The sequence below is a fragment of the Bacillus cereus group sp. RP43 genome (genome assembly GCF_040459645.1).
Lineage (GTDB): Bacteria > Bacillota > Bacilli > Bacillales > Bacillaceae_G > Bacillus_A > Bacillus_A mycoides_C.
Map to the genome: position 1 here is coordinate 3,701,017 of NZ_JARVHQ010000001.1, position 11,864 is coordinate 3,712,880.

Below are 11,864 nucleotides of genomic sequence, written 5' to 3' on the forward strand. Positions count from 1 at the left end.
ATACCCTCTTGTATAGGTCAATATCATACTACTCATAATAATAAGAACTTTCTGTTTATTATTCTTTTACCCATCTTTCTTCCAACATTACCATAATATTTTTTATATGGGCACGAATAACCTCTCTTTTCGCCTGGTCACTAAATTGCTCTAATGATAACGATGGGAACCAAAATAAATCTCCCTGTAACTCTTGCATATCTTCTTTCCATGAAAAATCACTTGTAACATAAGCAATATGCTTAAAGCCTTGACTTTGTAAATGATCTGTCCATTCTTGCAAACGGTCTTTTTCATTCTTTTGGCTCTCTACCAAATACGTAAATGCGGGCAGTAAAAGCACTCTTCCTTTATACTCCCTTTCCAACTCCATACTCAAAGCCTCAATAAACTCACCTTGCTCTACGACCATTTTCATTTCTTTTGCTGCCGAAATAGACAGAAGGGGTATAATCCCTGTATCTACATACTCCCTTGCTTGCTCAAACTGTTCCACATCTTTTACAATCCATTTCACCTTTTCTCCCCTCCTCCACTTCAAATGACAGAACTTTCACTTTATATATATTAAACCATACTAAAAGAGGTAAAAAAAGAAAAACTACCCAAGATAGGTAGTTTTTCTTAAAAAAGTCCGAAATTTGTAAAAATTTAATAATCCAAATAAATTCTATAAAGTCTTTAACTCCGCCGTTAACCTATGAAACGCTTCCTTATCTTGCTTATCCAACGCTTCATCAATTTGTTTCAAAAGACGTTCTCTTCTAAATGAAAATACACTCTCTTCTAAAAATCTCTCTGCAAGTAAACGATCTTTTTCATTTACTTCAATATGCTTTGGTAAATATGGATTGTCTTCTAATACAGCTACATAGTTTGCATTTTGGAACGATGATTTAAAGTTGAGTTGAATATAAATATCCTCATCTCGATTTAAACGAATATCATGAAACGATTTTTCAGCATCTGTTGTCATAACATTTTGTTTAAAAAAGTGAAACGGTGTGTCTTTTACGCAATTTGCTGACATCACTAAGCCACGCGGACAATATTTTGCATGCTCTACGAAGTGGACTTTATGCATTAATTGGTCGTGACTCATTAAATAATTCAAAATCCATACACATTCACGCTGTTTCAGTTGGTAATTATTCAAAAACCATTTCACAAAATCCTTCTTCTCGTTTACAGAAACAGGGGTATTCATAGCAATTAAGTCCCTCCTCTGTCTTTCTCTTTTCTTTTTAGATTCAAGAAGCGGCATTCAGTTTCCTTCCAACTTATGAAAAATCCTCTAAATTATATAACAACTCTTCAATATGAATTTGTGTCGGGTCTAGTTGTAATAACTGAGTAAACACTTCTTTCGCCTCTTTTCGCATTCCTTCTTCCAATAAGAAATAACCGTACTCTTCCAAGAAGTCTGGATGATTCTTAAAAGAAGTATATGCACTTTCATAGTGCTTTAATGCATCCGAATACATTTCTAATTGCTTTTTTGCAAACGCAAGATCCCAAAGTAGTTGTGTATCTGGCTCTCCGCTATCAATAGCACGCTCTACAACTGTGATTAACTCTTCATACTTTTCTTGTCCTTTTAAAATATACGCATATTTTAATATTGCACCTAAATGTCCTGGATCTAACTCAAGCGCTTTTTGAAGCACTTCCTCTGCCTCTGCTACTTTTCCTAATTTAGCTGCAATGTTCGCTAATTCTACATAAAACGGAACAGCAAGCTCATCTACTTTAATTCCTTCTTGAAGTGTTTCATAGCTTTCTTGAAGCATTCCTTCTTTTTCATAGCTTTTCGCTAAATACATGTATAGTGATGCGTACTCAGGATCTAATTCTTTTAGTTCTTGCCAAGCACCAATTGCTCTTTGATATTCTTCTCCTTGATATAATGTGAAAGCATATCCAAATAAGGAGTGAATATCTTTTTGCTCTTCTAAGCCTGCTTCATAGTAAGAGATCGCTTCTTCCCAGTTTCCAATTGCACTTAACGTTTCTGCGAGACGAAGTGCAATGACAACACCACCCATAACTTTATGTTCTGCTAGTAACGATTCATAATAAGTGATCGCCTTTTGCTCTTCACCTTTACTACTATATAATTCTGCTAACCCAAACGTAATAACAGGTTCGTCTGGCATCATTTCTTTCGCCTTTAATAGTTTTTGTTCTGCTACATCATCAAAACCTTGCATTTGGAATAAATCCGCTACAAGTAATAACGATTGAACATATAAATCATCGTTTTCTGGAATATCATGAAGCACTTCAATCGCTTCATCTTCTTTGTCTAGATCAATATATAATTCTGCTAAAAATACCGTAAATTCACTTTCTTCCGGATATAGCAAGCGTAAGTCTTCAGTAATTGTTAACGCCTCATCCATAAACCCAAGTGTATGATAGTAACGAGCGATATCATACTTCTCTTCATCATTAGCAACTCGTAGTTGTTCTTTTAATAATTGTAATCCTTTTTCTGCTTCACCGTTTTCAATATAAGAAACAGCTTGTTCAAACTTTTGCATAAACGTCTCCTTTAATTCAAAAAATATTCTCTTCTGTTCATTTATCATAAGCAACTAGGTGTAAGAACGCAACCTTTTGAGTGAACTGCCTCTTCCTGTACTTTCTCTTATAGCGCAGCTAATTGTTCAAAAAATTCCGGATACGATACAGCGACCGCATCACTATTCTCTATTTTCACTTCTCCATCTATAATACACGATGCGATTGCAAGCATCATCCCAATACGATGATCGCCGTGACTATTCACAGTATTTCCTTTTAAACTTTGTTTACCATATATAATCATACCATCGGGTGTAGCTTCAATCTTCGCACCTAATTTGCCTAATTCATCTACAACAGTATCGATACGATTTGTTTCTTTTACTTTTAATTCCTCAGCGTCTTTAATAACAGTAATTCCTTCTGCCTGTGTTGCCAATAAAGCAATTACAGGGATTTCATCAATTAATCTTGGAATAAGAGTTCCACCAATTTCTATTCCTTTTAGTTTAGATGTTTCAATCGTAATATCCCCGCACGGTTCAAACTCTTCATTTCTAATATGATCGATAGAAATAAGTGCACCCATCTTTGTTAATACATCTAAAATCCCTGTTCTCGTCGGATTCAAACCAACATTTTCCAATACAAGCTTGCTATTTTGGACAATTGCACCAGCTGCTAAGAAAAATGCAGCCGAAGAAATATCTCCTGGAACTTCTATGTCTGCACCTTTAAGTTGTTGTCCGCCTTGTAATGAAACGGTCCGTCCATTAACATCTACGGTACAACCGAATGCACGTAACATTCTTTCCGTATGATCACGAGATTGCATAGGCTCTGTTACTGTAGTTACGCCTTCCCCTTGCAAACCCGCAAGTAAAACTGCTGACTTCACTTGTGCACTTGCTACTGGTGAATGGTAATGCATACCTTTTACCTTACCACCACGAATAGATAAAGGTGTGTATTGTCCGTTTTCTCTACCATCAATTTGAGCCTTCATCTTACTAAGCGGGTCTGTAACACGTTTCATAGGACGTTTTCCAATTGATGCATCACCAATTATCGTACTATGGAACGGCGTATTTGCTAAAATCCCAAGCATAAGACGAATAGTCGTCCCTGAATTCCCCACATCTAATACTTCTTTCGGTTCTTGCAAATTCGCTAATCCTTTACCGTGAATCGTGACATCGTTACCACTCTGTTCAATCTGGACACCTAGTTTTTGAAAACATGCAATTGTACTTAAACAATCTTCTCCTAATAAAAAATTTGATACTTTCGTCGTCCCTTCCGCTATCGCTCCAAACATAACAGAGCGATGCGAAATAGATTTATCCCCTGGAACAAGAATTTTCCCATTCAAACTTTTTTTTCGTCCTACTAGTTTCAAACTGTATCCTCCTCACATTTTAAATAAGTTATATGTACAATAGTTCTTCTTATACGTCTACTTCTATTGTAACGTTTTCTTTCTTGAACGTGCAAACAACTCCCCTTATTGCAATTCAAATGAAAAAGGCTCCTGTAACAGGAGCCTTCACTATTTCTTAAGAATACGTTTCTTCTTTCTTCACTTGTTCTTTTACAAGTTCAGTAAGTAATTCAATAATCTCATCATTTTCTTCTTTTAATCCAACAGTAATACGAATACCATCATGCATACCAAATGCTGCACCAGAACGAACGATATATCCTTTTTTCATTAATCGTTCGAAAGCTTCATTACCAGGTATACCGAGTTTCAAGAAAATGAAATTCGTTTGAGATGGATAGTAGAATACGTTATATTCCTTACAAAATGCATAATATTGATTTAATCCTTCGGCATTTTTCTTCACACACTCTTGTAAAAACTGCTGATCCTCTATTGCCGCTAATGCTACCGCTTGGGCGATAGTTGATGTGTTAAATGGTAGTCTCGCTACTTCTAGCTGCCCAATAAGCTTTGCATCCCCAATCGCATATCCAATACGAAAAGCAGCTAATCCATATGCTTTTGAGAATGTGCGTAGCACCATAAGATTTTCGTACTTTTCAAGAAGAGGTAATGTTTGCGGATAATCTTCTGCCCCAGCATATTCATAATATGCTTCGTCCATAATAACGAGCGCTGACTTTGGAACTGATTCTAAAAATGAAAGTAATTTTTGTTTTTCTACATATGTACCTGTCGGATTATTCGGATTACAAATCCATACAACCTTCGTTTTCTCATCTACTTGCTGTAACATTGCATCTAAATTGTGAATACCATTTTCAAGTGGTACTTCCCGAACTTCCGCTCCTTCAATAACAGCATGGTGATAATATTGTGAGAACGTAGGATTCGCCATTACAACATTTGTTCCGTTACGTAGCAAGGCGCGGCTAATCATTTGAATGACTTCATCTAACCCACTACCAAATAAAAGTTGTTCCGCTTTTACACCTAAATGCTCTGCTACTTTCTCACGAAGCTCAAAAGCCGCCCCGTCCGGGTAGAGTGCATATTGATTGGCTAACGAAGTTAATGCTTCTGTCACACGCGCAGAGCAGCCAAACGGATTTTCATTCGATGCTAACTTCACAATTTTTGACAATCCATATTCTCTTTTTACTTCCTCAATATTTTTCCCAGGTACATATGCTCTCAAAGTTAACAATTGCTCTTTTACTCTCACTTTTCTTCCCCCAGTCATTGATATGATTTACAATTCCTTACTGTCATCTTTAATCATAACCGTCACCATTACGAGAATACCTTTAAATATGCATTTCATACCTGTTCTACAACTTTTTTAGACCATATCCTTTTGAAATGCTTCTAACGCAATATGAACAGTCTCATCTGAAATAGATACGACATTCACTCCCCCATATTCCTGCATAAGCACCATATGAATTGTTCCGGCATTTGCTTTTTTATCTTGTTTCATCAACTGAACGAGACGTTCTACATTCAAGTCGCTTGGCATTTTTGGATAACCGTATTTCAAGAACCACTGCTTCATTTCTTTATAAGAAAGATCAATTTTGTACACTTGCTCACTTAAAAACATGGCAAATAGCATGCCAACCGCTACTCCATCACCGTGAGTAATATTTCCATATCCTAACTCTTTTTCAAGAGCATGTCCTAATGTATGCCCAAAATTCAAATGGGCACGTACACCTTTTTCTGTTTCGTCTTGCGAAACAATGTTCGCTTTCACAGGAATCGCCTTCTTTAATATATGAATTAACTTTTCATCACGAAGATCCGTTAATGTTTGCACTTCTTCCTTTAACCAATGATATAGCTCTACATCACCAATAAGTGCATGCTTTATCACTTCTGCATAACCTGATCGCCACTCTTTTTCAGGAAGTGAATGTAAAAATGGCGTATGATACACAACAGCTTCTGGCTGATGGAACGCCCCAATCATATTTTTTCCTAGTGGATGGTTAATTGCTACTTTTCCGCCTACTGCGCTATCGTGAGCTAACAAAGTTGTTGGAACTTGGACAAAGCGAATACCACGCATAAACGACGCGGCAACAAATCCAGCCAAATCTCCAATCATTCCGCCTCCAAGTGCGATGATTATAGAATTTCTATCTAATTTATTTTCAAGAGCCGAAGTGTGAGCCTCATAGAAATTTTCAAAAGACTTCTCTTTTTCGCCACTCGGTACAACAAACGAAAATACTTTTTGCTCTACTTGCAATGCATCAACAACTGTCTGTAAATGCAATGATGCAACAGCTTCATCAGAAATGATCATTATGTTAGATACTGCAGGATTCATTTTTTGAATAAGCGTTGTTAAATGTGACAACGCCTCCCTTCCAACATGTACATCATATTCTTTTGATTTCGTTTGAATATGTATGTTCTCCATTAAAATCCCCTCGCATATTCATTATGTTTCTCAATATTTTCACGTATAAGATCGATACGATCTAATCCAAATTGTTCAATTAAAGCTGTCGCGAGCTCCCAAGCCACAACAGCTTCAGCCACAACGCTAGCTGCTGGCACTGCACAACTATCTGAACGTTCAATACTCGCTGTAAAAGGTTCTTTCGTATCAATATCAACACTTTGAAGCGGTTTATATAATGTCGGTATCGGTTTCATAACACCGCGCACAACAACCGGCATACCAGTTGTCATGCCACCTTCTAATCCACCTGCATTGTTCGTTTTTCTTCTGTACCCTTGCACTTCATCCCAAAGGATTTCATCATGCACTTCACTTCCTGGTCTATGTGCTGCTTCAAAACCAATTCCAATTTCAACACCTTTAAAAGCGTTAATACTCATAATTGCCGCTGCTAATTTTGCATCTAATTTTCTATCATAATGTACATAGCTACCTACTCCAATTGGCATTCCTTCTACAACTACTTCAACAATACCACCGATAGAATCACCATTTGCCTTCGCATCATCAATCGCTTGCATCATCTTTTTACCGACTTTTTCATCTAAACAACGTACAGGAGATGCTTCTGTAGTACTTTGTAATTCCGCAATAGAGTTATATTTAATATTTTCTGCCTGTACACCACCGATCTCGACAACATGTCCCGCTACTTGTATACCTAATTCCGCTAATATTTTTTTTGCAACTGCACCAGCTGCAACACGAACTGTCGTTTCACGTGCTGAAGAACGCTCTAATACATTCCTCATATCTCTATGACCATATTTAATCGCACCATTTAAATCTGCGTGTCCAGGTCTAGGTTTCGTAACTTGCCTTTTCATTTCTTTCTCTTCCTGCTCAGTTAACGGCTCTGTACCCATAACCTTTGTCCAATGTGTAAAATCACGATTTTCAACAACAAGTGCAATCGGAGACCCCATCGTCTTCCCATGCCTAACACCACTTACAATTTGCACTTGGTCTTTCTCAATTTGCATGCGTCTACCGCGTCCATATCCTTTTTGTCTTCTAGCTAATTCTTCGTTTATATCATTCGCTACTAAAGATAATCCTGCCGGAATACCTTCTAAAATTGTCGTAAGTTGCGGACCGTGGGATTCACCAGCTGTAATATATCGCATACGTTATTCCTCTTTTCGCATATGTATTTATCCTGCTACATAAAGTAGCTATATTATCTTCCATTACTCTTTAAAATACAAAGAAATTATATAGTAAATCGAGTGTTTGCTTTCCCTACTTGTAATTGTTCTATTATTTTCATAATAGTAGACCTTTTACTTTACATACCAATATATCATAACAGTCCTAACTTCGTAACTGATCGAAATAAAAAAAGTGCAAGAAGAATACCCCTATTCTTCTTGCACTTTTTACTATTATCACAGTTATTAAAGCGTTTACAAATTATTTCAAAATAATTAGTAAATCCATTGATTCATTAATTTTGAGTAGTCTACTAATTCTTCTTCCTTAAAGAAAATAGCAATCTCGCGCTCTGCACTTTCTAAAGAATCCGAACCGTGGATTATGTTTTTCGCAACAGTTACACCGAAATCTCCGCGAATTGTTCCCATATCAGCTTCATGTGGTCGTGTTTTACCCATCATATTACGAGCTGTATCTACTACATTTTCACCTTGCCATACCATTGCGAATACAGGGCCAGATGTAATAAAGTCTACTAATTCACCAAAGAAAGGTCTTTCTTTATGCTCACCGTAGTGTTGTTCAGCAATTTCCGGAGTAACTTGCATTAATTTTGCACCAACTAATTGAAAGCCCTTTTTCTCAAAACGAGCTACGATTTCCCCAATGAAGGCACGTTGTACACCGTCTGGTTTTACCATTAGAAATGTTTTTTCCATAAAAAATCTCTCCACTTCTGAATTATGTATGTAATTGTATATCCCCACACACATATTAACACCCTTATCACAATTGTGCAATAGTTTTGAAATAGAGAGATTATTTTATTTTTTAGAAAAATCACTAAAATTTTCGTTTTCCAATATACTTTGCAACATTTTGCAACGCGTACTTCGCCTGTCCACGAGGGAGTGGTTTTATTATTTCTAATGCTTTATGTAAATAACGTTCACTAAACGAAAATGCTTTATCAATAGCTTCGCTCGCTTTAATATTATCGATAATTTCTTTCATTTCACTTGCTGTTGTATTTTCATGCACAGATGTAATTTTCTGGCGAAGAACTGGATCTTCCATGGCATACAAAACAGGCAATGTAATGTTACCTTGTAATAAATCACCACCAGCAGGCTTTCCAAGCTTCTCTTCTGTCGATACGAAATCTAAAATATCATCAATAATTTGATAAGACATACCAACAAAATATCCATACCAAAATAGACGATTTACAGTATCACGATTAGCACCAGCAGCAATCGCTCCCAACTGACAACTCGCGGCGATTAACAATGCTGTTTTTCGTTTTATCCTTCTTAAATACGTTCTTAAATTTTGATCATAGTTATACTTATCTTTAATTTGTTCGATTTCACCTTTACAAACTTCTAAAATTGTATGAGACAACGCTTGATGTGCATCTGGAATTTCTATATTTGTTATACATTCAAGAGACTTCGCAAACAAGTAATCTCCTGTATACATTGCAATACGATCTCCCCATTTCGCATTCACTGTTGCGCTACCGCGTCGTACAAACGCAGCATCAATGACATCATCGTGAACAAGCGAAGCCATATGAATAAGTTCTAATGCAACCGCAACATGCTTAATTGCATCTAACTTATAATCCCCAAATTTCCCTGCAAGCAAAACAAAAACAGGGCGAATCCGCTTCCCACCTGCTTCAATAAGCTGTAATGCCGCTTCTTCTACTAACGGCTGCTCAGAAGCAACTGTCTTCTTCAATTCTTTTTCTATAACATTAATATCCGATCGTAAAAAAGAGTACATAAGTTGTAACTTCATATTGTTCACCTTAACCTAAAACGTCTTTTTTCTTTTTTCTTTTTTCTTTTTTCTTTTTTCTTTTTTCTTTTTTCTATTTTGATTCTGGTTTAATACCTAAATGCATAGCTGCTACACCAAAAGTAAATGGTTTCACTTGCACATTCTTAAGCCCAGCTTCTTCAAACATATTTGCTAACTCTTTCATCCCTGGGAATGTACTAGCAGATTCCTGAAGCCATGAATATTCTTTATAACTTTTCGCAAACATCTTTCCAAATAACGGCATGATATATTTAAAGTATAAGACATATCCTTGACGAAAACCTATCATCGTTGGTTGGGATGTTTCCAGGCAAATTACTTTTCCACCAGGCTTTACTACACGCGTCATTTCTTTTAATACTTGCATGTAATCCGGAACGTTACGTAACCCAAAACCAATCGTTACATAATCAAACGTATTATCTTCATAAGGAAGTTCCATTGCATTTCCATGCATAAGTTCTACTTGCTTTAATTCTAAAGCTTCTACCTTTTGTTTACCGACAGCTAGCATATTTTCGCTAAAGTCTAAACCGTAAACCTTCCCATCTTCACCTACAGCTCCCGCTAGTGCAATTGTCCAATCTGCCGTCCCGCAGCATACATCAAGTGCCTTACTACCAGGTTTCACATCCATAATTCGCATCGTTTCTTTGCGCCATGCCTTATGCCTTTGAAAACTAATTACAGAATTCATCACATCGTATTTATCAGAAATTTTCTCAAATACGTCATGTACTCTTTCTTCTTTTGATTGTTGCATGCTCGTACCTTCTTCCAATGTAAAGTTGCTTATGTCCTTGATTTATCTCTTAACATAGAAATTATCTCATTAACTTCTGTATGATTCTCTAAAAAATTTTCTTCCTGCTTTCTCATTTCCATAAGCCATTCATTAATAACTGTTTCTAAATTTTTATCGTCACCCAATGAGATTTGTTGGACCGCTTGAAAAACAGGTGAATTTTGTTTATCAGCATACAATTGACACTCTTTTTGAAGACGATTTTTCCCTAACACATAAGTTATATATGGTTTCCAATTAGATAAATGAAAATGATCACATGTTTTTTGTAAAAGCGCAGATTCAATTATTACTACACTTTCCATTATGTCTTGAATCGCCACATGTGCTTTTTGATATAGCATAATTTTATGTTCATTAATCTCCTTAATTCCTTCAGCAAGTGCACGAATTAAGATAATATCACAATTCATTGACAATAAGTAATAGTATAGACCACTATAATAATCCCCTGCAAGAACTGTCAATTGACGACGCTTATGGAATCCACTCGTCTCTTCGTTTGCTTTATTCGATACTTTTTCATGTGTATCAAGAGCAATTTGTACAAGCATAATCGTTACTACATAATGTTCAATTTGTTCTTTATGTATATTTGCACTTTTTAATGCACCATATAACAGCGCTATTTTCTCTTCATCAATAAATGGTTCTTCAATATAGTTTATAAAATAAGGATGGCGTAATTTCTCCATCAATTTCTCTTTAATACCCGCATACCCTCCGTAGATGTCACACACAAAAAATCACCCTTGTTTTCTAATTCATAAAATTTATTATAACACATACATTCTATTTTCTATAATCAAAACTTGGCTACTTCTGCCAAACTGCCACCGAATAAAGCCTCAACTTTCATTCATACGAGTTATCTTCGTCTCTAACAACTACAAACATTCATTTCCACAAAAGGCAGAAGTAATTTTCAACCTTTATATTCTTGCTCTTTAACACTAAAACTATATCATTTTTTTGTATATAAAAAAAAGAAAAGCAGTTTCCCGCTTTTCTTTACTTCGTCTTAATAAACGATAAAATTTCACTACGTGCTGCTGCATCATTTTCTAGCACGCCGCGCACCGCAGTCGTTACTGTTTTCGCACCAGGCTTTTTCACACCACGCATCGTCATACACATATGCTCTGCTTCTACTACTACCATTACACCATGCGGCTCTAGTACTTCCATAATAGAGTTAGCTACTGTTGATGTAATTCGTTCCTGTAGTTGTGGACGACGCGCAATTGTGTCTACAGTACGAGCTAATTTACTTAGCCCTGTTACTTTTCCACCTTGCGGAATATATGCAACATGAGCAACTCCATAAAACGGAACAAGATGATGCTCACACATCGAATAGAATGGTATATCTTTTACTAGTACAAGCTCTTCGTGGTCTTCTCCGAATACTTTGTGTAAATGCTCTTTCGGATCCTCATGCATCCCTGAGAATACTTCTGCGTACATTTTCGCAACACGTTTCGGTGTATCAAGTACTCCCTCGCGATTTGGGTCATCTCCAATCGCCTCTAAAATAAGACGTACTGCATGTTCAATTTGTTCTAAATTAACTTTTGCCATCCGCTAGCCCTCCCGAAAAACCTAAAAGTGATACGAACACATTCTAGCAT

At 36.4% G+C, this 11,864-nt stretch carries 12 protein-coding genes; all 12 read right to left on the reverse strand.

Annotated features, from left to right (window positions below; translation table 11 throughout):
• Positions 1-58: 58 nt before the first annotated feature.
• Positions 59-517 (reverse strand): YpiF family protein, encoded by a 459-nt coding sequence (locus QCI75_RS19260; protein ID WP_144505301.1) that lies wholly within the window; start codon positions 515-517, stop codon positions 59-61.
• 153 nt (positions 518-670) lie between these two features.
• Positions 671-1,207 carry a ReoY family proteolytic degradation factor gene (locus QCI75_RS19265; RefSeq protein WP_001095919.1) on the reverse strand — a complete coding sequence of 179 codons (537 nt, stop codon included), beginning with the start codon at positions 1,205-1,207 and terminating at the stop codon, positions 671-673.
• A gap of 73 nt (positions 1,208-1,280) precedes the next feature.
• On the reverse strand, positions 1,281-2,543 hold the full coding sequence (locus QCI75_RS19270) for a tetratricopeptide repeat protein (RefSeq protein ID WP_144505299.1): 1,263 nt from the start codon (positions 2,541-2,543) through the stop codon (positions 1,281-1,283).
• Between the two features lie 107 nt (positions 2,544-2,650).
• On the reverse strand, positions 2,651-3,925 hold the full coding sequence (gene aroA, locus QCI75_RS19275; RefSeq protein WP_353761027.1) for a 3-phosphoshikimate 1-carboxyvinyltransferase: 1,275 nt from the start codon (positions 3,923-3,925) through the stop codon (positions 2,651-2,653).
• A 157-nt stretch (positions 3,926-4,082) separates the two neighbouring features.
• Positions 4,083-5,195, reverse strand: a complete 1,113-nt coding sequence (hisC, locus tag QCI75_RS19280; RefSeq protein WP_144505295.1) for a histidinol-phosphate transaminase — start codon at positions 5,193-5,195, stop codon at positions 4,083-4,085.
• Between the two features lie 117 nt (positions 5,196-5,312).
• Complete coding sequence (gene aroB / locus QCI75_RS19285) at positions 5,313-6,398, reverse strand: 3-dehydroquinate synthase (protein WP_353761028.1); 1,086 nt, start codon at positions 6,396-6,398, stop codon at positions 5,313-5,315.
• Entirely contained in the window at positions 6,398-7,570 is a 1,173-nt protein-coding gene (gene aroC / locus QCI75_RS19290; protein ID WP_353761029.1) for a chorismate synthase, read from the reverse strand. The genes aroB and aroC overlap by 1 nt, the downstream gene beginning before the upstream one ends.
• A 300-nt stretch (positions 7,571-7,870) precedes the next feature.
• Positions 7,871-8,317 (reverse strand): nucleoside-diphosphate kinase, encoded by a 447-nt coding sequence (gene ndk, locus QCI75_RS19295; protein WP_002064527.1) that lies wholly within the window; start codon positions 8,315-8,317, stop codon positions 7,871-7,873.
• Positions 8,318-8,441: 124 nt separating this feature from the next.
• Positions 8,442-9,404, reverse strand: a complete 963-nt coding sequence (gene hepT / locus QCI75_RS19300) for a heptaprenyl diphosphate synthase component II (protein ID WP_144505289.1) — start codon at positions 9,402-9,404, stop codon at positions 8,442-8,444.
• 73 nt (positions 9,405-9,477) lie between these two features.
• Positions 9,478-10,191, reverse strand: a complete 714-nt coding sequence (gene menG, locus QCI75_RS19305; RefSeq protein ID WP_002158591.1) for a 2-heptaprenyl-1,4-naphthoquinone methyltransferase — start codon at positions 10,189-10,191, stop codon at positions 9,478-9,480.
• A gap of 29 nt (positions 10,192-10,220) precedes the next feature.
• A complete protein-coding gene (locus tag QCI75_RS19310) occupies positions 10,221-10,973 on the reverse strand; it encodes a heptaprenyl diphosphate synthase component 1 (protein WP_353761030.1) in 753 nt (250 codons plus the stop codon).
• Positions 10,974-11,244: 271 nt separating this feature from the next.
• Positions 11,245-11,814 (reverse strand): GTP cyclohydrolase I FolE, encoded by a 570-nt coding sequence (folE, locus tag QCI75_RS19315; protein ID WP_001151482.1) that lies wholly within the window; start codon positions 11,812-11,814, stop codon positions 11,245-11,247.
• Between the last annotated feature and the right edge of the window lie 50 nt (positions 11,815-11,864).